Below are 22,335 nucleotides of genomic sequence, written 5' to 3' on the forward strand. Positions count from 1 at the left end.
GGCCTGCCGGCCGGATGAGGTCAGGAGACGGGTTCGATCCACACGTTGCGGAAGCGGGGATTCTCGCCGGGGTCACCGTGGTCCTGGAGGCGGATCCCGCCCGACGCCGCGCTCTCCGGGATGTTGTCGCCCGTGCCGCCGTCGATGGCCACGTCGTCGTGCACCACCACGCCGTTCCAGACGACCGTGACCCGCGCGTCGTCGACCTTCACTCCCGCGCTGGTGTGGCGGGCCGCGCGGAAGGTGATGTCGTAGGTCTGCCACGTTCCCGGGGCGGTGGCCATGTTGCGGTCGGGCGCGCGCTTGGAGTAGATCGAGCCCGCCTCGTTGGCGGCCGGCGTGGTGTCACCGTACGACTCGAGGACCTGAACCTCGTAGCGTTCCTGGAGGAAGACGCCGCTGTTGCCACGCTGCTGCCCGGTCACGTCCGGCGGGTAGTCCGGCTCGTACCACTCGACGTGGAGCTTGAAGTCGCCGAACGTCTGCCGGGTACGGATGTCGCCGCCATAGGACTCCACGAAGCCGTTCGCGACCGGCCAGGTCGCCGCCCCGCCGGCCCGTTTCTCCCACGCCGCCAGGCTGGACCCGTCGAACAGCGTGATCCGCTGCGCCTTCGACACGGTGATGTGGTCGAGGTTGACGTTGCCCGTGTCGCCGGAGTCGTACTTGTAGGCGATCGTGTTCGTGCCCCGGTTCAGGTTGAGCGGCTCCGTCTGGACTGCCCAGGTGTCCCAGCCGCCGGTGGCGGCCAGCCGCACCTGCCTGACCTTCTCGCCGTTGACGTACACGCTCACCGACCTGCCGGCGTCGGCCGCGTAGCGGAGCCCCACGTTGTGCGGGCCGGTCGAGTCCGACCACACGGAGAACGACGTGCTCGCGCCCTCGTTCCAGTAGCCGTCGACGAAGCCCTTGTGGGTGTAGCCCTGGTGGTTCTGGTTCGCCTTCGCGCCACCGCTCAGCGTGGCGTTCTCCGCCTCGAACACCCGTTGCGCGGCCACGGTGACGGAGTCGAGGTTGACGTTGCCCTTGTCGCCGCTGTCGAACCTGTAGGTGATGAGGTTGGCGCCTTCCCGCAAGGTGAGCGGTTCGACCCGGGTGGCCCACAGGTCCCAGGTCTCCGTGGTGGGCAGCGGAACCTGCCTGACCTTGGTCCCGTTGACGTACACGCTCAGGGATTTGGTGCCGGGCGCGGGGTGCGGGCCGTTGGAGTAGCGCAGGCCCACGTGGTACGTGCCGTCCCTGGCCACGTTCACGGCGAACTGCGTGGCCGCTCCCACGGCCTGGTAGCCGTCGACGAAGCCGCTTCCCGAGTAGCTCAGGTGGTCGGTGTTCAGCTTCGCGCCGCCGCTGTGCGAGGCGCTCTCCGCCTCGTACACGGTGTCCGTCTCCGGGCCGTCGACCATCGAGTTGAGGGTGTACCAGGCCTCGGTGCTCCACAGCGGCTGCCCCGATGCCGAGCTGAACGGACGCGGTGACCGCAGGTGCACCACGCGCCCCGGCTTGAGGCCCGCGATCTTGAGCGTGACCTTCTTCCCGTTGGAGGTCAGGTCCGCGGAGGTGACGGTCAGCGGCTCCTCGTCCACCTTGGGGCCGCCGTAGGTGGAGGACGCGGCGTACCGCCACTGGGTGGCCTGGTACTTGGTCGCCAGCGACGCGGCGGTCTCGGCCGACAGCGGCTGGGTGTACTCCAGCTCGAAGCCGTCCTTGATCGCCCGCATCTTCAGGATGTCGAAGGCCTTGTCGTCGCCGGGGGTCAGCTTCTGCAGCCCGTAGGTGAGCTTGCCCGTCTGGCCCCAGTTTCCGCCGGCGCCGAGACCTCCGGCGTAGATGGCGCCGTCGGGCCCCAGGCTGATCCGGTTGACCCCTGCCTCCAGGCCCTGGGTGAGGCGGAAGACCGCGCCCTGGTACTCGCCGTTGACCTTCTCCAGGAAGCCGCGCTGGAGCCCGCCGTAGGTGACGTCGCCGAACAACATCTGCCCCGCGAACCGGCCCTGCTTCACGAGCAGCGGCGTGCTGGGGGAGTTGGCGATCTCGTTGTGCGGCAGCCAGAGCACGGGCGCGCTCACGAGGTTGTTGTCGAACCGGCCGTCGGGGTTGGTGTAGTGGTTGAAGAACCGGCCTTCCTTGACGTGCACCAGTTTCGAGGCGGGCAGCCAGCCGCCCTGGTTGTCCATGACGAACAGGTCGTCGTTCGGACCCCAGCCGAGCCCGTTGGGCGTGCGCAGACCGCCGGCGACGTACTCGATCTCGCCGGTGGCCTTGTCGACCTTGATGGTCGTGCCCCTGTCCCGCGCCGGCTGCGGGTCGGTGGTGGCGCCGCCGTAGTTGATGGCGACGGAGAGGTTGATGTAGAAGTGGCCGTCGCGGTAGAGCATCCCGAACGCGAACTCGTGGAAGTTGCCGCCGAACGGCCAGGTCGCCACGGTCCTGAGGTTGTCGGCCACCTCGTCGCCGTTCGTGTCGTTCAGCTCCACCAGCCGGGACTTCTCCGACACGTAGAGCTTGCCGTCCACGTACTTGATGCCCATGGGCTCCTGGAGCCCGCCGGCGATCTTCTTGGTGGTCACCTGCGCGGGTGAGGTCTTGCCCGTGACGTTGTCGAGCAGGTAGACCTCGCCGAGCTTGGTCTCCGAGCCACCCCACGTGGCGATCGCCAGCCGGCCGTCGGGCAGCCAGTCCATCGCGGTCACCTGCGGCTGGAAACCGGCCGGTCGCAGGTCGGTGAGCGTGAAGTCAGGGTGTACCGACTCCAGCGGCAGCCCGTCGCCCGGCGAGTCGGCGCCGCTCTCGCACTCCTTGCGCCCGGGGGCGGTGACCCGCACCACGTCCGCGTCCGTGCTCAGCACCGAGTTCGGCACGAGGGTGAACTCCGAGGATCCGGGTGGTTTCCACTCCAGCTTGAGCTGCTGGCCGTACAGGTGCTCGAAGTGGTCGACGCGCAACGCGTGGTAGCCGGCGGTCAGGGTGATCGTGCCGTCCACGGCGATCGGCCCGTGCCGCCCGTCGTTGGTGATCACGACGGTGTCGTCGATGCGCAGCCGGGAGCCGTCGTCGCTGGTGAGCCGGAACTCGTACGTGCCCGCGGCGGCGATGGAGATGTTGCCGACGGCCTCGGTGACGAACATGTCGGTCAGGCCGAAGTCGGCGTCGGAGACCCAGTCGACCGTGGGCATCAGCTTGTCCACGTTGGGTGTCTGACCGGGCTTGAGCGTGCAGAGCTTGGACAGTTCGACCTGGACGTCGTAGGTGCGCAGGGTGACGCCCGGCTCCTGCGGCGGCACCGCCGCGCGCGCCTGAGCGGGGACGACGACCCATGAGAGTGCGGTGAGCACTGAGACGGATAACAGGGGCAATTTCCGCATGGCCGGTCCCATCTCGGTGAGGGTGCCGCGTTCGGCGCGGCGTGGGGGTGCGGCATCGCCGATACGACTGGTCGAATGGCGGATGCCGGGTCTTGTTCGATGTGACACGGAGGGGCTAACGCTGCTCTGGGCCGTAATATAAAATAAGATCTTCCGCTTGCCCATACCTTTTTGCCACAAATCGACGAAAGTCGTGACCTTTCAGACAGAAGGGTGCGACGCCGCGGCACCGCCCGCGAGGAGCGCAGGGCGACCGCGGATCCGCCGGCGGCCTGCCGTGCCGGTGACCGAATCGGGTGCGGCTCTTCTCGTCTAGCGCGGGACCGGGCCGCCGAAGAGGCCGCCGATGACGCAGACCTGGGTCTCGGCCGACAGGATCTCCAGTCGTACGGAGGCGCCGGGGGCCGTGAAGGGGATGTGGATCCTGCCGGTTCCCTGCTCGAAGACGACCTCGGTCTCCTGCTTCCCGACGCGTACGTAGGCCGCCGTCCGGGCGGTGGAGCGGTAGTCCAGGCCGAGGACGACCATGCCGCCCTTGTGCGAGAGGGGAACCGAGATCACGCCGCCCCGCTGGGGGAAGCAGCCTCCGGGGGCGGCGACGTAGGGGCCGGCGAGACGGGCCGGGACGAGACGGCGCCCGGTGCGGTCGAGCACGAGCGGGGCGGCGGCCGGCCGGGGGTTGCGCATGAGGGCGGCCAGCTCGGGCGGGGCCAGCGGACTGAGGGTGAGGTTGCTGAGGCCCTCGTCCCCGTACCCGAAGCCGAACTGGTCGTAGGGGGTCTGCTGGGGGTAGACGTCACTGCCCGGCGGGGCGGCGGCCAGCGTGGCCCGCACCGAGGCGAGGTAGGAGCGGATCTCGGCCCGGCCCGGCTCCGTCCCCGTCACGTATCTGTGCGCGGAGTAGACGGAGCAGGCGGCGACCCCGGCCGCCAGCAGCGCGCAGGCGGTCCTGACGGCGGCGCGGGCCGGGATCCGCCTGCGGTACGGGCGCGCCTCGCCCAGCAGCGGGAGCATCGCCAGCGCCAGGCAGAGGGCGATCACCGGGGTCACGTCCGCGAGGTAGCGGGCCTCCTCCCCCAGGGCGCGGTCCAGGGAGCGTCCGGCCAGGATCGGCACCATGAGGAGGGGCGGATAGACGGCGAGGATCAGCCACGCCTTCCACGCCCCGCGCCGGAAGAACAGGGTGACGGCGACGACCACCGCGACGAGCAGCCAGGCGGCGCCGATCATCAGTTGCGGCGGGACCGCGTAGAACTTGTACCACCAGGGTCCGGGGCCCCCGGCCGCGAGCACGGGGAGGGTGACACCCAGCATCCGCGCCATGGCCCGGCCCGCCACCTCCGACGCGGGCGCCCCGATGGTCTGGCCGTGCAGGCGGTCGAGCTGCAGGACGAACAGGACCGAGTAGGCGCCCGCCATGACCGCGTACGCGCCGAACACGACCGCCAGGGAGCGCAGGCGCTCGCGGACCGGGAAGTACAGGACCGTGACCAGGACGAGCAGCAGGGGGATGGCGAAGACGGCCTTGAGGTGGAAGGAGCCGAGCCCGAACAGGAACCACAGCCCCGTCACGACCGCGTCCACGCCACGCCCCGACCGCAGGAACGTCACGTGGGAGGCGACCGCCATCGCGATGGCGACCTGCAGCGGCAGGGCCTGGACCGCCGCCGCCCACCAGTAGAAGGCGGGCAGGGCGAGCGGCGTGAACAGGTAGAGGGACAGGGGCGCCAGGATCGCCCAGCGGGCCCCGAACAGCACGCGCAGCATGCGGTACACGGCGAGCGAGGCGGCGAGCTGGAAGAGCAGCAGCGCCGCCGCGGTCACCGTCCAGTTGTACGCGCCGAGCGAGGTGACGACCTTGTTGGCGATCATCCCGACCGGCATCACGTGCGCGGAGTAGACGCCGAAGAGGTAGTCGAGCCCGAACGGCTCGGCCGCGGCCCGGCCCACCATGTTGAGGTCGTCGCCGAAGAAGCCGCCCCGGTGCAGGACCACGGCCCGCCAGACCAGCTGGGCCGCGACGAGAACGAGCGCGACGCCGAACACCCGCCGGCTCCCGGGAAAGGGCCGGGAAGCCCTCGCCAGAGGATCGGGGGCACGGTCGGTGACCTGGGGCGACGCCATCATTCTCCAAACTCATCGGCTCTGATGAGTTCTTAGCCCATTCGTCCAGGTATGAGCTACCTACTCGCCGGTAATGCGGCCCAATCGTTCCATTGCCTCGACATACTGCTCGATCATGCCGAAGACGACGTCCCTGGTGGACCTGACCTGGTTCATCGTGCCGATGATCTGCCCGGCGGGGAAGGTCGCCAGCTCGGTCGCGTCGGAGCGGCCGATCCGGCGGAGCGCCTCGGAGATCAGCATGAACTGCAGCGGCATCGGGAGCGTGCCGGGCGACTCCTGGGACTCCCAGGCGTCGGTCCACTCGTTCTTGAGCAGCCGCGCGGGCTTGCCGGTCCAGGACCGCGAGCGCACGGTGTCGCGCGAGGTGGCCGCCAGGATGCGCCGCTTGACCACCTCGGAGGTGTCGGCCTCCTCCACGGCGAGCCAGATCGACCCCGTCCACACGCCCTCGGCGCCGAGCGCGAGCCCGGCCGCCATCTGGCGGCCGTCGCCGATGCCGCCCGCGGCCAGTACGGGGACGTCGACGGCGTCCACGACCTGCGGGATGAGGACCATCGTGGAGATCTCCCCGGTGTGCCCGCCCGCCTCGGTGCCCTGGGCCACGACGATGTCCACGCCGACCTCGACCTGCTTGACGGCGTGCCGGGGGGTGGAGGCGAGCGCGGCGACCTTCACGCCCTTGGCGTGGGCCTGGTCGACCACGTCGGCGGGGGGCGGGCCCAGCGCGTTGGCGAGCAGCGCGATCGGGTGCCGGAGGGCCACCTCGACCTGCGGGCGGGCGGTGGCGTCGGTCCAGCCGAGCAGCACCCTCCCCGCGTCCGCGTCGGCCGACAGTTGCGGCACGCCGTGGGCGGCGAGCAGGCCGTCGACGAAGTCCCGGTGCCCCTGGGGGATCATCCCCTGGAGCCGTCCCACGAGGTCCTCGGGGGAGTCGACGCCGAGGTCGGAGCCCGCGTACGAGGCGGGCATGACCACGTCGACGCCGTACGGCTTGCCGTCGACGTGGTCGTCGATCCACTTGAGCTCCATTTCGAGCTCCTCGGGGGTGAAGTAGAGGGCGCCGAGCACGCCCATCCCCCCCGCGCGGCTGACCTCGGCGACGACGTCACGGCAGTGACTGAACGCGAAGATCGGAAACTCTATCCCGAGCATGTCGGTAACACGTGTCCGCATACCACGACTGTACGACCGGCCGGGAACAAACTGCAACACGTTCTATTCCAGAATATTTTCGTTCGCCACAACCCAAAGCTACTCGCGAGTAATGAAGCGGAAAGAAAGGTGGAACGTGTTCCAGTGACACCCCTTCTGGGAACGTGAGAAAAGGGAGGCCGCGGGCGTGTGCCCGCGGCCTCCCTCCGTGGTTCGTCAGAGGCCCGATCGTCTCCCGGCCGTCTCTCAGACGTTCCCGCGGCGCCTCATGAGCAGGAAGCCGACGACGACCAGGACCAGGCCGCCCACCAGGAGCGCCACCGGGATCGTGGTCTTGAGCAGCGTGATGGTGTTCCTGCCGTCGACCGCGTTCTTGACCAGGTCGTCCTGGGTCTGCTGGGTCATCTTCGCGGTGGCGACGAAGGCCAGCGAGCGCTCGATCCCGTCCTGGGTCTTGAGCACCTCGTGGCGCTGTTGCTCCTGCCGCACCGGCGAGCCGGTGACCGGCTCGATCCAGTAGGTGTTGACGCCGTCGTAGATCCGGTCCACCTGCACGTCGCCAGGGTCGTCCATGCCGAGGACGGAGGCCGGGGCGGTGATGGTGTCGGTCTTGGTCGGCGGCACGGTCTGCTCGAACCGGTAGACCGTGAGCCCGCCGACCTGCTCCTCGCCGACGAACCTGGCGTCGAACGCCTTCTGGGCGGTCGCGTTGAACACGCTGTACGTCTTCTTCTCGACGTCGAAGGGCCACTTGTAGATCTGGCCCTGGAGCCGCACGGGGTCCTTGTCGATGCTGACGTCGCAGCAGTTGACGCCCTCGCCGGTGTACTTGTTGAAGGCGCTGCGGCGCTCGACGAACGAGATAAGGGGGTTCTGGTTGGTGACGTCGTTGACCGCCATCGCCTCCTCCCAGACGACCCGGTCGCCCTCGGCCGCGGCGACGTCGCCCCTGGTGGTGACGGTGATGTCGAGGTCGCCCGTCATCACCTTCAGGTCCCCGGGGCTGAAGTACTGGGCGTCGACGGCCTCCAGCTTGCTGATGCCGTACTGGTCGGCGGGGGCGGCGATGAGACTGGCCGCCACCTGGAACCGCACGAGCGGTGCGAGAACAATGAGGAATGCCCCGATTCCGATCAACACCAAACCGATGACGCGACGCATCGCTCCTCCAGGGGCCGTCCGCTATACAGGTGTCCCGATCGCCCTATAACAAGTTCCATTTCGCGATATGTTAGTGCCGGGAATCATCTACGTCACCAGGGATGCCAAAAAGTGACCGAAACAGGTTCTATGCCGGTTCACCGGGAGCCGACCGGCGGGAACGTGCGGGATCTCCCTGTGGTCGGCGGGCATCTCGACGCCATGGACGGCGTCCGCGCGGTCGCGTCCTTCGGCGTTCTGGTATACCACGTGGCGAGCACGACGGGCGCCTCCCTCCGGGAGGGGTTCCTCCCCGCCCTGCTCTCCCGGGGCGACATCGCGGTGCCGATCTTCTTCCTGCTCTCCGGCTTCCTCCTCTACCGGCCCTGGGCCCGGGAGGCCGTGGAAGGCACGGAGGGCGCGGCGCCGCCCGGCGTCGGCGACTACCTGTGGAAGCGGGCGCTGCGCATCCTGCCCGCGTACTGGCTCGTGGTCGCCGTCGCGCTGTCGCTGTGGTCGTGGCCGCGGGCGGCCGACCCGGTCAGCTGGCTGCCCTTCCTGCTGCTGGTGCAGAACTACGTCCCCGACCCGTGGTGGGCCGGAGCGAGCCCGCCGGGGCTCGGGCAGATGTGGAGCCTCTCGGTCGAGATGACCTTCTATCTCGCCCTCCCGCTGATCGCCGTCGCGCTGCGCGCCCTGGCGCGGCGCGGCGCGGACCCGGTGGCGAGGGCCCGGCTGCTGCTCACCGGCATCTGCGCGCTCGCCCTGGTCTCCCCCCTCTGGGCGATCTTCAGCCACGTCCCGGTGCACCGGCCCGAACTCGGGCTCTGGCTCCCCCGGTCGATGCTCTACTTCGCGACGGGCATGGCGCTGGCCGTCGTCTCGCTCTGGGCGCACGCCGAGACCGACCCGGACGCCCCGGTGCGGCGGCTGACCAGGGGGCTGCGCGAGTCGTGGGTGACCTGCTGGATCATCGCCGCCCTCGTCTACGCCGTCGCGGCCAGCCCCGTCGCGGGGGGCCGCCTCTTCGAGATCCAGGACCTGTGGACGGACATCTTCGAGATGACCCTCTACACGGTCTTCGTGCTGGCCCTGCTGGCCCCCGTGGCCCTGCAGACCCCCGAACCCTCGCCGCTGCGCTCGCTGCTCGGCAACCGGGTGATGCGCTATCTCGGCCGCATCTCCTACGGCGTCTTCCTGTGGCAGTTCGTGGTGATCGTGGGCTGGTACGAGCTGACCGGCCGGCAGAGTTTCACCGGCGGCCTGCTGACGACGCTGGTGGTGTGCACCGCGTTCACCGTGCTGCTCGCCGACCTCAGCCACCGGCTGGTCGAGGCTCCGGCGCTGCGTCTCCACCGGCTCCACCGGCTCCAACGGCTTCACCGCCTCCGCCGCCGCTGACCCCGTCTCCCTCCCCCTCACCGGTGCCGTCCGCGCCTCCGCTCCCGGAGCCCGCGGTAACGGAGCCTCCAGGAACGGGATCCGCGGGAGTGGAACCCGTGGGAGTGGAGGCGCGTGCCTGCACGCGCAGGCCCGCCGCCAGCAGCAGCGCGCCGAGTACGGCGCACGACAGCGGGATCACCTGGTTGACGAGTGTCGTCCAGCGGCGGAACTGCCGCGCCTCCCCGGCGTTCCACCGCTCGTCCCCGGCACTGGTACGCATGTCGGCGGCGAGCGCGACCAGCCGCCCCCGGCCGTCGGGGGTGCGCAGGGTCTTGACCAGGTTCTCCCTGAACCCGATCACCATGCCGCTCTCCGGTTCCACCCAGAAGGTGCGGGTCCCTTCGAGGTAGGCGTTGACGGGGAACGGCTTCCCTCCGCCCAGGCCGAGGACCGATCCGGGCAGCTCCATGGCCTGCTGGACGAGCCGCTCGTTGACCAGGCGCTGCGCGTAGCGGTTGACCCGGACGCCGTACAGGGTCTCGATTCCCTCGAAGCGGGCGGTCACCGGGCGCCGGACGAGCGGGTCGTAGACCTGGTAGGCGACCGGCCGGGTGCCGAAGGGCCAGCGGAACACCAGCCCGCGCGGGGCGGGGTTCGCGTTCTCGTCGACGTAGTTCTCGCAGCAGTTGACCGCCAGCCCCGTACGGCGGTCGAAGGCGGCGCGCCGCTCGTGGTAGTCGACGCGCCGCCCGTCGCGGGTGGCGAGAGAGACGAACTCGGTCCACACGGCGACGTCCGGCGTGGACCTGACCGTGTCCCCGTACCTGGCCACGACCGTCTCCAGCGGGACGCCCCGGTGCGTGCGCAGGGTGGCGGTGTCGAAGTAGGAGCCGGACTCGGTGGTCAGCTTGGTGATCCGGTCCTGCTCGGCGGGCAGGAGCAGGCCGCTGGGGTAGATGTAGAGGCGCACCAGCGCGGCCAGCGTGATCAGGAAGGCACCGGCGACCAGGAGCAGCACGCCGCGCGACCTCTGGTCGTTCATCGTCGCTCCGCGGGTTGGAGGGGACCGTCCTGCGCCCGTGCCCGTGCCGGCAGCCACGAGCGGGGCGGCGGCGGCACGCGCGCCGCGGCGAGCAGCAGGCCGAGCGCGACCAGGCAGAGGTACTGCGCCGCCACCGCCCCGGCGTCCCCGCCGTAGCCGAGCGCGAGACCGGCCGCGCCGAGCGCCGCCGCGACCGGGAACGGCGTGAGCAGCACCCGGCCGATCCGGTAGGGCAGGCCGCCCGTGCTGTGCCCGGCCCCGGCGACGCCCCGCAGCCACAGGGCGAGCGCCGCCACCAGGCCGGTCAGCGCGGCACCGGCCCAGCCCTCGGCCAGGAGGCCCAGCGCGGGGGCGAGCGGCCACAGCCAGGCCGCCCGCAGTGCCGCGGGCGGTGACGCGGGAAGGTCCCTGACCCTGCGGCGGCGGGCCAGGGCGAGCACGACGACCAGCGCGACCAGCGCCCAGCCCGCGATCAGCGACGTCCGGTAGAGGCCGTCGGGAGCGTACGTCATCACGACGGTCCCGCTCCCGGGGGGCAGCAGCCACGCCTGCCGCCAGCCGTCCAGCCGGGCCGGTTCCAGCACGCGCCCGCCGAACGACGCCTGCCAGCCCCGGTTGAAGTTCTCGCCGAGCGCCAGGTAGGAGGGCTCCGTCGTGGAGACCTTGACCCGGCGCTCCCCGGCGCCCCACCTCTCGACGGTCGCGGGCCGCAGGGTCACCGCCGCCGTGCTCCCGGCGCTCCCGGCGCTCCCGGTGGCGCGCAGGACCATCGAGTCCACCCGGAAGCCCTGGAGCGCGGCGGCGCGCACCCGCAGCGTGCCGCCCTGGGCCCACACCGCCTCGCAGGCCCGGTAGCCGACCGGACGGCCGTTGAGCAGGTCGCCCAGGGTCCCGCCGTGGATCTCGGTGGGCGTCTCGACCCCGTTGACGGTGAGCGTCGGGCCGAACCCGCAGGGCATCCTCACCGGCTGCGTGTCCAGCGTGGGCAGCGGCGCGACACCGGGAACGGCCACCCCGAGCACCTCCATCCGCCAGGAGCCGAGGGCGGCGAAGGTGAGCTTCACCCGGCTCGCCTTCATCGGCGCGAAGCGGATCCAACCGTCCTTCGAGGCCCAGGCGTACCGGATGCCGCCGTCGGTCTCGATGGTGACCCGGACCGGTGGGGCGCCCAGCCTGGTGTCGGGGAAGTCCACGCGCAGCCGGGACAGGGTCACCTTCCTGCCCAGCTCGGCGGAGAGCGAGGGCGCCAGGTCCTTGTCACCGGCGTACCAGATGGTCCTGCGGTCGTCGTCGAAGGCCGCGTAGGCGCCGGTGGCCGGGATGTCGCCCGCGGTGGAGGAGGCGGTGGCGCGCGGGAAGCTCCCGGTGGGCATCAGCAGGGTCTCCGCCACCCGCTGGTCGGTGAGCACCGCCCTGCCCTCCAGCACCCGCCTCCCGGTGGCGACGGGAACCGACCGGTCGAAGGCGTAACCGTCCTCGCCCACGAAGCGCAGCCTGTCGGAGCAGGTCCAGGCGTAGGAGCCGAGCATGCAGCCGGGGGCGGTGTCCGTCCGGCTGGTCACGACCGTCTGTCCCGGCGACGCGGGGTCCGCCGAGGAGGCGGCCGGCACCACGAGCGTGCGCCCGGGGCGGACCCCGGGAATGGCCAGCTCGGTGATGCCGACCCGGGGATTGGGGTCGCGCAGGACCCCGGTGACCCGGATCCGGATCCGGGACGTCTTGCCCGGCGGGACGTTCAGCCGTTCCCACAGCGCGCCGAGGCCGAGCCGGGTGCGCACCCTGCCGGTGTCGGTCTCGACCATGACCTCGGAGACCGTCACCGCGTTCTCCGAGCGTTCGAAGACGGCCTGCATCGAGGGCACCGAGATCGGCTCGGTGAACTGGACCTCCAGCCACTGCTCGGTGGGCGGCTCCCAGCCGGTGGAGCGCCAGCCGGTGCGCAGGTCGAAGTCCACCGCGGCGTACGGCTGCTGCCCGCCGTCGCGGGTCCCGGGGGTCACGCCGAGCCTGGACTGCGAGGAGGAGGCGGTGACGCCCCTGATCCCGGTGAAGACGGCGACCGTCTTGGGCTCGGCCCACGCCGGGTCGGTGAGGTCGTGGGCGGGCCCCCGGCCCTCGTAGGGCTCGTCCGGCGTCATCGTCTCGCCGTACGGCCTGCGCAGGTCGCTCACCACCAGCTCGCGACGCCGCATGGTGTCGGTGAGCACGGTGTCGGCGGCCGGGATCGCGTCCGCGCCGGGGTCGTCGCCGAGGATCACCGGCCGGTCGTCGCCGAGGACGCCCTCCTCGGCCATGGTGAGCAGCGCCTCGGGACCGCCGGAGACCCGCAGCGGCCGTTCCGCGGCGACCGTGCCGACCACGGGACGCGCCCCGGCGACCTCGTAGATCTCCAGGGACGTGTACGGCTGGTCGAGCCAGCCCGCGCCGGTCGAGGAGTCCTCGAAGCCGACCGTGGGCCCGAAGCCGCGCACCCGGTGCAGCCCGGGAGAACGGTCCAGCGCCTCGTGCACGCGGGCGGGCCACGCGTCGCCGAAGGCGACCCTGTCGAGGTCGTTGCGGATCAGCAGGTAGCGCACGCCCATCCGGCGCAGCGTCCGTGTGAGCCCCTCCGACCCCTGCCCGTTGGCGAAGCGGTCGTCGATCGCCTTGACGAGCCGGTTGGAGCCGGCCGTGCCCCACGGCACGATCGTGTTGCTCACCCAGCGGGCCTTCTTCAGCAGCGGCTGGAACGGCTCGTCGAGCGGTCGCCCCCAGGTGTACTCGCCGCGCCGGGCTCCCGGCAGGACCAGCACGGTGCCCTGGTCGGCCCGGTCGTCCAGCCAGGAGGCCGCCTGCCGCCAGTGCTCGGGGACGTCGGCGAACGCGCCGCTCGGCGCGATGCCCGCCGAGGCGACGGGGACGAGGGTGAGCCCGACCAGCCCGGCCCCCGCCACCGCGACGGGGAGGCGGACGAGGGCCCTGCGCGCCCCCACGTACGAGACGAGCGCGGCGAGGCCGAGCACCAGCGGCAGCCGTACGAGCGCGTTGAACTTGTGCAGGTTGCGGAACGGCGCGAGCGGGCCGTCCAGCAGCGCCCTGAGGGGTTCGGCGAGCGGCCCGGCGTGTCCCGCGACGAGGATGGCGACGCCCGCGAGCGCGGTCAGCAGCAGGAAGGCCCGCTCGGGCGTGCGCGCGAGGGTGAGCCCGGCCAGCCCCAGCCCGGCGACGAGCGCGGTGACCAGCACGAGCCAGGGCGTCGTGGCGTGCTCGTAGGCGGCGGGCAGGAAAGGGCGGCCGTCCACCGGCAGGAAGGCCACCCAGCTGTTCATCCCGCGCAGCACGTTGGTCAGCGAGCCCACGACCGTGGTCGTCCACGCGTTCTCGGTGAACGGCATGAACGAGAAGACGTACCGGCCCAGCATCACCAGGGGGACGATCCACCAGAACGACACCGCGGCGATCGCGCCGAGCCACCAGGCGATCAGCCGCCGCTTGCGCGGGCCGCGCGCCCGGGTCAGCAGGTAGATCATCGGTACGACGAGCACGGCCAGCTCGGCGGCGGCGTTGATGCCGCCCGCGAACAGGAACGCCAGCGCCGACAGGCAGGCGGCCCTGCGCGGGCTCGTCTCGCCCCGCGCTCCCCTGATGAGGAAGAGCAGCACCCAGGGCAGGACCGCGCTGGGGGCGAACTCCACCGAGTTGAACCCCATGAGCGCCTGCGCGTGCGGGGCGAGCGCGTAGGCGAGACCGGCCAGCACCCCGGCGAGCTGCCCGCCGATCCGCAGCGCCCTCGCCACCTGGGCGACGCCGACGAAGGCCACGCACAGGATCAGCGTCACCCAGAGCCGCTGCACCACCCAGGGGGGCATGCCCGCGTTGATCAGCAGGGTGTAGAAGGGGCCCATCGGGAAGATGTAGCCGTACGCCTGGTTCTGCAGGTGTCCCAGATAGTCCTGGTCCCACATGTTCAGCGCCTGGGACAGGAAGCCGATCGGGTTGATCGGCATGTCCAGCTTCGTCTCGGCGATGAGCATGCCCGGCGCCATGTTGAAGGCGACGGCCGCGAGGAAGAGGCATCCGGCGAGCAACCTGAGCCGGAGGCGGAGCCCGGTGTCGGAGGCTCCGAACGTGGCGGGGGGCGCGGCCAGGCGGGTGATCCACGCCTGAGAGGTCACGGACACTTATGGCGGGTCGGTCTCACCCGTGGCGAGACAGGGATCGGGTACATGGAGGTGGCGACCGTTTTTAGATAGTTCTGTGGTGATTAGTCCGGTCATCGTAGCGCCCGTTCTTCCCCAGGTGAACTCGGCGGCCCAGAGCCTGCACGCCTGCTGGATCTCCCCGCGCCTGGCCGGGTCCGACAGTTCCCGCAGCGCGCGGTCCACCACGTCGGCCAGCGCCTCACCCTCCCTGACCAGCCAGCCCGTGACACCGTCGCGTACCGAGTCGCGCAGTCCCGCGACGTCGAAGGCGACCGTCGGGACGCCGAGCGCGGCGGCCTCGATCACGGTCAGCCCCCAGCCCTCGAACTCCGAGGCGGTGACGTTGACCCGCGCCGCCCCCAAAATCGCGTTCTTGGCGGCCTCGGGCAGGAAGCCGTGCAGGTGGACCCGGCCCTCCAGCCCGCGGCGGGCGGCGTGGGCAGCGAGCCGCTCCCGCTCGCCGCCGCGCCCGATGACGTGCACGTGGATGCCGGGCCAGGCCTCTTCGAGGTCACCGGCGAGGTCCACCACCCGCTCGACACGCTTGTGGCCCACGAGCCTGCCGAGGTAGACCACGGCGGGGTCTCCCTCCGTGTCCCCGACGCTCGCGACCGGGCGCGCCACCGGGCTGCCGTTCGGGATGACCTGGATCGGCGCGAGCCAGCCGAGCCGCTCGCGCAGCTCGTTCCTGGAGGACTCCGAGACCGTGACGGTCGCGCGACGCCGGTAGACGAGCCGGGCGACCGGCCCCTCGACGAAGCAGCCGATCCGGGCCAGCCAGCGCGGGAAGAAGGCGTGGAACTGGCGGTCGTGCACGTGGTGCACCAGGGAGACGACCGCCGTGCGCCGTCTCACGACCAGGGGGGCGAAGAAGGGGATGCCGTTCATGCAGTCGATGACGGCGTCGAAGCGCCGGCGCCGCCACAGCAGCCAGAGCGGGACCAGGAGATAGACCAGGAACGGGTTTCCCATCCGCCGCAGCGCGATGCCGTCGCGCTCCTCGGCCGCGGGCTGCCCGGCCTCCCTGGAGGTGACGAAGGTGACCGAGGCCCCCTGCCCGACCAGGTAGCGGCTGACCTGCCAGGCGTACTCCTCGGCGCCGCCCGCCACGGACTGCAGCGGCTCGCGGAAGTTCAGGACGGCGACGCGCACCCCGCGCATGGACGGCCGCTGCCGCGCCGTCGCGACCACCAGGCCCGCGGCGGGCGGCGGGCCCGAGGCCCGGGAGGTCGCCCTGGCGCCCTGTCCGGCCACGACCACTCCTATCTCCTGCATCTCCTGTGACGCCGTGCGGCATGTCCCCGCACGACGGGTGTCCACGTGAACTCGCCGTACGACAGCCGTACGGCACGCGAGAACGGCGCCGGGGGGAATCCGCGCATGCGGCGGCCAGGCCCTGTCGCGTCGACGTGACCCGGAACGGGTTTCCCTCGCGTCGGGGGTACCGGCGCTCAGGTGGCTGCCGGGGCCGGCCCGCGGCCCCGGGCCGTCACCTGGTGCCGTAGTTGTAGAGCGGTCTGTTGGGCGGCTCGGGGGTGGGCGCCGCGACGTTCGTGACGGCCACCGAGGCTCCGACCGCCAGCACCGCCCCTACCGCCAGAGCGGCAATCACTCGCAACACTCGAGTTCTCCCTCCAACGCGTGGTCGTGCGGTCTGCCCGACAGTAGAACCTGATACAGGTCTTCAGCTAGTCAATCGGTAAAAATGTGATAAATAATGTTACCAGCTGGTAAATCACGACATAGTTGCATCTCAACGGATCACAGGCGGAAGAGAAGCAGGTCCTGACCAGCGAAGATCAGCCTTGCGCCGGGGAGCCTGGCACGGAACAGGTTCTCGTTCGATCTCTGGATCAGCACGTGGCCGATCCCCTCCGCGGCCAGCGGCCCGGTCAGCGGGCCGGCCCTCGCGAGGACCGCGCCGACCCGGCGCGCCAGCGGGTCCTCGGTGGCGAGGGTGAGCGTGCGGCCGTCCCCCAGCCCGACCGGCAGGCCGTCGTTCCAGACGACCCTGCGCTCGAAGAGCTTGACCGCCGGGTCGAGCACCACCCGGCCCCCGTTCCAGCCGAACGCCCGGTAGGCCCCCCACGGCAGCGTCAGCAGCGCCCCCGGCGCGGGATCCGCGTTCACGATCCGCTGCACCCTGGACCAGTCCGGGGGGTAGTCGACCGCGACCAGCCGGCCGAACGCCCCCAGCGCGAAGGTGGGCAGCACCAGCAGGGGCAGCACGAGCATGCCGGGGCGGACCGCCGGGGACAGCCGCGCGGTCACCGCGGCCAGGCCGACCGCCTGCAGCAGCGCGAAGGGGGCGAGGTAGAGCTGCCCGTCGCGGAGCGGCCCGAAGCCGGGCCACAGCCCGATCATCGCCTCCACCACCCCCGGCAGGAAGCCGCCGGCACACCCCACCGCCAGCCCCGCCGCCGACGCGACCGCCAGCCCGCCCCAGTACGCGGGCCGCCCGCCTTCTCCCCCCTCGCCGGAGCCCCGGCCGCGCCACCCTCCTTCGAGCAGGACGTACCCCGCCACCGCCGCCACGGCCACCGCCAGCCGGACCAGGGCCGACCACCAGGTCTCCTGTCCCGGTACGGCGGCTCCGGAGTTCCACACGCCGCCGAGGGTGAGCAGGCTGCCGAGGGTGCCCAGCGGCCCGTCCGCGCGCGGCGCGAAGGCCCGCACCCCGGCGGGGTCGGTGACGGCGGCGCTGCCCAGCGCCGGGACCAGCCACGGCAGGCTCAGCACGGCGACGACCAGCAGGGTGCGCGGGGCCCGGCGGCCCGCCACGGGCAGTACGGTCATCGCCGAGACGAGCATCGCCTGGAAGCCTCCGACCGCCGCGGGGAGGAGGGCGAGGGCTGTCCGCCGGCTCCCCGGGCGGGTGACCGCGCGCACCGCCCACGGCAGGCCCGCGTACCCGAGCAGCAGCGCCCACTGGCCGAGCAGCAGCCGCTGGGCGAGGTAGACGTTCCAGGCGTAGAACGCCGCGGCGGCCAGCCGGGCGACCCGGCGCTCCCCGGGCACCAGGGCCGCGGCGCCCGTCGCGGCGAGCACGAAGATCCCCAGCAGGATCGCCTTCTGCGTGATCTGGGCGGGAAGGACCGACGAGAGCAGGGCCACCACGAGGTCGCTCGGCACCGCGCGGGGGAAGCCGCCGCCGTCCGGCGGGAGCGGCGGGTCGGGCACGAACACCATGTCGTAGCGGAGCACGAAACCGGGACCGAGCGCGGGCCAGAGCGCGAGCACCCCGAGGACCAGCCCCACCAGGGCGGGAGCCAGGAGCGGGGCGAGAACCGGGCGCGGGATGGGAGCGCGAGGGGAGCGCACTAGCGGGTCGCCGGGCGGAACAGCACCATGTTCACGTACTCGCCGCCGGGTCTGAGAAGGCGGGAGACGAAGCTCCGCTCCACCTCGCCGACCGCCGCCTTCTGGTGGGCGGCCAGGTCGAAGCCGTCCAGCGGCACCCAGGTTCCGCCGGTGAGCACGGAGCCGGTGTAGCCCCACTCGGCGAGCTGGTCGACGACCGGCTCGATGTCCTGGTGCCGGATCTCCAGCTCGACGAGCAGGACGGGCCGGTCCCGGCGAATGGTCCGCTCGGCGCCGCGCAGGGCGGCGAGCTCGTGGCCCTCCACGTCGACCTTGATGAACCGGACGTCCCTCAGGTCCAGCTCGTCGATGGTGACGGTCGGGACGTCCACCGGGACGCCCTTCCCCTCCCCGTGGACGAGCGAGGCCGTGGCCTCCGCTCCCCGCCCGCCGCCGGGTATCCACAGCCGCGCCGTACCCGAGCGGTCAGAGGCGCCCGCCGCGACCACCCGGACGTCGGGAAAGGTCCGCCCGAGCATGGCGGCCAGGCGGGGGTTGGCCTCGATCGAGACGACGTCACAGCCGAGCCGCCGCAGTTCCGCGGTCCACGGCCCGTACCAGACGCCCACGTCGACGGCGGTACCGCCGCGCGGCGCGAACTCCTCGGCACGGGCCAGCTCGGCGTCCAGCCGGGGGTAGACCCGGCGGATCGCGGCGCCGAACCAGCGCAACGGGATCGCACCGGCGACGGCGCTCCGCACGACCACACCAGGCCGGAACCGCATCGACATGCGCGAAGCCTAACCGAATGGCCAAAACCCGCCCGTACCAGACGTAGCGGGCTCTGACCGGCGGCGCCCGCCCGTGGGATCACGGGCGGGCGGGAACGGCCCTTCTCACGACGGGAGGCGGCTCACTTGCCCGGCTCGGGGTCGCGGGGCAGTCCGAGCATGCGCTCGGCGATGATGTTGAGCTGCACCTCGGTGGTGCCGCCGTAGATCGTCATGGCCCGGGTGGAGAGCACCGCGCGGTTCCAGTAGCCCGCGTCGCCGAGCTTCATGTCGGCGGCGATGACGGCCGAGGAACCGAGCAGCGAGACCGCGCACTCCGAGACGTGCTGGGCGTGCGAGGTGGACAGCAGCTTGCGGACCGACGCGTCGGCACCGGGCTCCAGGCCGGTCAGCTGCTTCAGGGTCACCCGCAGCCCGAGCGCGGCGATCGAGTGACCCTCGCAGACCACGCGCGCCAGCTCCTGACGCTCGGCGGGGGTGAGCTCCCGGCCGAGACGCCCGGCCAGGCCGAGCAGGTCGGGGACGGACGAGCCGGTGCCGCCGGAACCCGACGAGAGCGAGACCCGCTCGTTGGACAGCGTGTTCCTGGCGACCTTCCAGCCCTGGCCCACCTCGCCGACGACCAGGTCGTCCGGGACGAACACGTCGTCGAGGAAGACCTCGTTGAACAGGTTCTCCCCGGTCATCTCGGTGAGCGGCCTGACCGTGACGCCGGGGCCCTTCATGTCGACCAGGAAGTAGGTGATGCCCTCGTGCTTGGACCCCTCTGAGGAGTTGCGGGCGATGCAGATGCCCCACTCGGCGAAGTGCGCCACGGAGGTCCAGATCTTCTGGCCGTTGAGCCGCCAGCCGCCCTCGACCTTCTCGGCCTTCATCTGCACGTTCGCCAGGTCGGAGCCCGCGCCGGGCTCGGAGAAGAGCTGGCACCAGATCATCTCGCCGCTCAGCGTGGGCGGCAGGAAGCGCTCCTGCTGCTCGGGGGTGCCGTACGTGGCGATCGACGGCACCACCCAGGCACCGATGATCATCTGGGGCAGCTTGATCTTCGCGGCCTTGAGCTCCTGGAAGATGAGGACCTGCTCCAGCGGCTTGGCGTCGCGGCCCCAGGGCCTGGCCAGGTGCGGCATGACGTACCCGGCGCTCGCCAGCGCCCGCTTCTGCTCCTTGCCCTCCAGCGCGGCGAACCCGGCGATCTCGGCCCGGATGCCCTCGCGCAGCTCGGCGGCCTCCTCGGGCAGCTCGATCTCCAGCTCCCGGCTCACGCCGTTCAGGGCGAGCTCGGCGACCGACTCGGCCCACTCCCCCGAGGAACCGAGCAGGGCGCGCAGGGTGAGCGCGCGGCGGTAGTACAGGTGGGCGTCGTGCTCGTAGGTGTAGCCGATGCCGCCGAAGATCTGGATGGCGTCCTTGGCGCAGAGCACGGCCGCGTCGGGGGCGACCACCCCCGCGATCGCCGCGGCGTAGGCGAGCTCGTCGGCCGACACCTCGGTGACCCCCGTGCCGGCGCCCGCCCCGTCCGCGGCGCGGGCGGCGTCCCACACCGTCGCGCGGGCCTGCTCCAGGGCGACGAGCATCCGGGAGGCCTTGTGCTTGACGCCCTGGAACTGCCCGATCGGGCGGCCGAACTGCACGCGGACCTTGGCGTATCCGGCGGCCGCGGTCACGCACCACGACGCGAGGCCCGCGGCCTCCGCGCCGAGCAGGATCGCGGCCAGGTTGAGGACCCCGGGCCCCTGCAGCCCGTCGAGGACCCGCCCCGCCGGTACGGTGACCGCGTCCAGCTCGACCCTGGCCACCCCCCGGGTGAGGTCGAGCGCCCTGACCGGGGTGACGGTCGCCGCGGAGGCGTCCACCGCGACCCACTCCTCACCGCGGTCGGTGCTCACCGGGAGCACCAGGATGTCGGCCGACGCGCCGCCCAGGACCAGGTCGGCGGTGCCGCCGATCGTCAGGGCGCCGTCCTCGCCCCGGCTGCCGGTGATCGAGGCGCCCAGCGCGACCGCGCCGGTCAGCGTGCCGTCCGCGAGGCCGGGCAGGAGCTCGGCGTGGGCCTTGCCGTCGGAGGCGAGGATCACGGCGCCGGCGAGCACCGTGGGAACGTACGGGCCGGGAGCGACGCGCTCGCCGAGGGCCTCGACGGCGACGGCGGTCTCCAGCAGGCCGTAGCCGCTGCCGCCGTGCTCCTCGGGGACGTGCAGGCCGAGCAGCCCCTGGTCGGCCAGTGCCGCCCAGAAACCGGGGCGCTCCGCGCCCTCGGCCGCGACGGCGGCGCGCACGACCTCGGACGGGACGTTGCGCTCCGCCCACCTGGTCACCGACTCCCGGAGCGCCTCGTGCTCCTCGCTCAACCCGATCGCCATGACAGCCTCCAGACAGGATTCAATGCCAGAACCATATTCTAGAAGGTGCTTCCATCACAACGCGCGAGCCCTCATCACCGGGTACGCCGCCCCCTGCCGCCCCGCCCCGGGCCGGCCCGCTCCGTGGACGGCCGGGGAGAACCCGCTCGCCGGAGATCCCGGCCCCGGCGAGCCGGGCGGGTGCCGGAGAACGTCAGAGGGCGCGGACGCTCGCCATCAGGGGGGCGATGTCGGCCCAGAGCCGCTTGCGCGTGTCGGGCACGGTCACGAAGAGCACGGAGGGCTTGCGGCGGCCGACGTCGATCACCGCGAGCGCCGCCTGGGAGGTGTGCCTCACGCCCTTGACCTGGTAGGTGACCCGGTAGCCGAGCATCCACCCCTTGCCTCCCGCGGGCCGCTGCGAGGCGGTCCAGGTGACCTTTCCCCCCGCCGGGTGGTGGTTGCGGATCGTCCACCGCACCGCGTTCAGCGCCGCCCTGCGGTAGTCGGCGTCGCTCTTGAGGGCCTTGGCCGGGGTGGCGCCGGGAAGCGGCCCCGAGGCGATGACCGTGCGCGGCAACCTGGCCGTGCCGACCTGCTGGCCGACGGAGAACGACGGCACCGCCTCGGTCTTCCAGGGTGCGCCCAGGCTGACGTAGGTCAGCGCGGACCTGGTGTCGGTCACCGCGCCCAGCACCACGCTCGGCCTGCCCGGCAGAACCCGCAGGGCGGTCGCGCCCGGCAGGGCGGGCAGCGTGATCGGCGAGACGGTCGGCGAGGGCTTCGCGGTGGGCAGCACGGCCCGGCCGACCCCGGCCGGATCACCGGGCTCGTCACCGGAGAACAGCACGAAGATCAGGACCACGATGACACCGGTGAGGGCGGCGGCGCCCAGGCTGTAGGCGACCCGGATCGGGATGTCGCCGATCCGCATCAGCAGGCCGCCGGACCTCTTCGTCCCGCTCTTCGCCTCCGGGCCGCCCTGCGCGCCACCGGGCCGGCTCTGGAGACCGGGCTCCGCGAACACCTCGGGCCGCTGCGCCGCGCCGGGCCATCCCGCCGCCACGCCACCGCGTCCGTCACCGGCGTCCGCCGAGGCGCCCGCGCCCGGCCGGCCGGGCATCCCGTTCCTGTCGGGACGCCAGGGTCCCGCGGATCCGCCTACCTGCCTGACCGGGATCGTCCCGATCCCACCCGATTCGTGCACCTGGCCGGCGTCCGCCTCCGGCTCGTCCCGCCGGTCGCCGGGCGCGGCCACGGGGCGAGGGAACGATCCAGGGGGCCTGGAGACCAGAGCGGTCTCCTCGCCGTCGCCGATGGGGAACCTCCGGGGCACCCGGGGGCTGATGATCGAACCGTCCTCGGCGGGAATGGCGGGTATGGGAGCCGTGGGCGCGTCATATGAGGGGATGTATCTCTCGTGAGAGCGCCCGGAGGAGTTGCCGCCGACGTCCGCCATACGCGCCAGGTTATGTCACCTCGGAAAGATTCGACGCATCGTCCTTTATTACGCTTCGG

Annotated in this window: 13 protein-coding genes; 1 reads left to right on the top strand and 12 read right to left on the bottom strand. The window is 72.0% G+C overall.

From position 1 onward, the window contains the following. Positions 1-20 precede the first annotated feature (20 nt). The 4 genes from ACVCAG_RS15590 to ACVCAG_RS15605 form a co-directional block, all read right to left on the bottom strand. A complete protein-coding gene (locus tag ACVCAG_RS15590) occupies positions 21-3,332 on the bottom strand; it encodes a family 16 glycoside hydrolase (RefSeq protein WP_440084062.1) in 3,312 nt (1,103 codons plus the stop codon). A 342-nt stretch (positions 3,333-3,674) separates the two neighbouring features. Next, complete coding sequence (locus tag ACVCAG_RS15595; protein ID WP_440084063.1) at positions 3,675-5,408, bottom strand: hypothetical protein; 1,734 nt, start codon at positions 5,406-5,408, stop codon at positions 3,675-3,677. Between the two features lie 138 nt (positions 5,409-5,546). After that, positions 5,547-6,662, bottom strand: coding sequence for a nitronate monooxygenase (locus tag ACVCAG_RS15600; RefSeq protein WP_440084064.1), 1,116 nt, complete (start codon positions 6,660-6,662; stop codon positions 5,547-5,549). Between the two features lie 225 nt (positions 6,663-6,887). Next, positions 6,888-7,781 carry a DUF3068 domain-containing protein gene (locus ACVCAG_RS15605; RefSeq protein WP_447189965.1) on the bottom strand — a complete coding sequence of 298 codons (894 nt, stop codon included), beginning with the start codon at positions 7,779-7,781 and terminating at the stop codon, positions 6,888-6,890. A gap of 183 nt (positions 7,782-7,964) precedes the next feature. On the opposite strand from ACVCAG_RS15605, the gene ACVCAG_RS15610 reads away from it, so the two are divergent. Then, positions 7,965-9,182: an acyltransferase family protein gene (locus ACVCAG_RS15610; RefSeq protein WP_440084066.1), complete on the top strand. Its 1,218-nt coding sequence runs from the start codon at positions 7,965-7,967 to the stop codon at positions 9,180-9,182. On the opposite strand, the gene ACVCAG_RS15615 is transcribed toward ACVCAG_RS15610, so the two are convergent. From ACVCAG_RS15615 to ACVCAG_RS15650, 8 genes are all read right to left on the bottom strand, one after another. After that, positions 9,097-10,206 carry a DUF3068 domain-containing protein gene (locus tag ACVCAG_RS15615; RefSeq protein WP_440084067.1) on the bottom strand — a complete coding sequence of 370 codons (1,110 nt, stop codon included), beginning with the start codon at positions 10,204-10,206 and terminating at the stop codon, positions 9,097-9,099. The genes ACVCAG_RS15610 and ACVCAG_RS15615 overlap by 86 nt on opposite strands. Then, positions 10,203-14,366, bottom strand: coding sequence for an alpha-(1->3)-arabinofuranosyltransferase domain-containing protein (locus tag ACVCAG_RS15620; RefSeq protein WP_447189966.1), 4,164 nt, complete (start codon positions 14,364-14,366; stop codon positions 10,203-10,205). Before ACVCAG_RS15620 ends, ACVCAG_RS15615 begins: the two co-directional genes overlap by 4 nt. Further along, complete coding sequence (locus ACVCAG_RS15625; RefSeq protein ID WP_440084069.1) at positions 14,367-15,662, bottom strand: glycosyltransferase; 1,296 nt, start codon at positions 15,660-15,662, stop codon at positions 14,367-14,369. It abuts the gene before it with no gap. A 214-nt stretch (positions 15,663-15,876) separates the two neighbouring features. Next, positions 15,877-16,008: a hypothetical protein gene (locus ACVCAG_RS15630; protein WP_344745256.1), complete on the bottom strand. Its 132-nt coding sequence runs from the start codon at positions 16,006-16,008 to the stop codon at positions 15,877-15,879. A gap of 140 nt (positions 16,009-16,148) precedes the next feature. Beyond that, positions 16,149-17,708: a hypothetical protein gene (locus ACVCAG_RS15635; protein ID WP_440084070.1), complete on the bottom strand. Its 1,560-nt coding sequence runs from the start codon at positions 17,706-17,708 to the stop codon at positions 16,149-16,151. After that, the gene (locus ACVCAG_RS15640; protein WP_440084071.1) at positions 17,708-18,478 is read right to left on the bottom strand and encodes an FkbM family methyltransferase; all 771 of its coding nucleotides are present in this window, start codon (positions 18,476-18,478) and stop codon (positions 17,708-17,710) included. The genes ACVCAG_RS15635 and ACVCAG_RS15640 overlap by 1 nt, the downstream gene beginning before the upstream one ends. A 122-nt stretch (positions 18,479-18,600) precedes the next feature. Then, positions 18,601-20,838, bottom strand: coding sequence for an acyl-CoA dehydrogenase family protein (locus tag ACVCAG_RS15645; RefSeq protein ID WP_440084072.1), 2,238 nt, complete (start codon positions 20,836-20,838; stop codon positions 18,601-18,603). A 193-nt stretch (positions 20,839-21,031) separates the two neighbouring features. Continuing rightward, on the bottom strand, positions 21,032-22,276 hold the full coding sequence (locus ACVCAG_RS15650) for a hypothetical protein (RefSeq protein WP_440084073.1): 1,245 nt from the start codon (positions 22,274-22,276) through the stop codon (positions 21,032-21,034). Positions 22,277-22,335: the final 59 nt, after the last annotated feature.

Source organism: Streptosporangium sp. G12 (assembly GCF_052983175.1).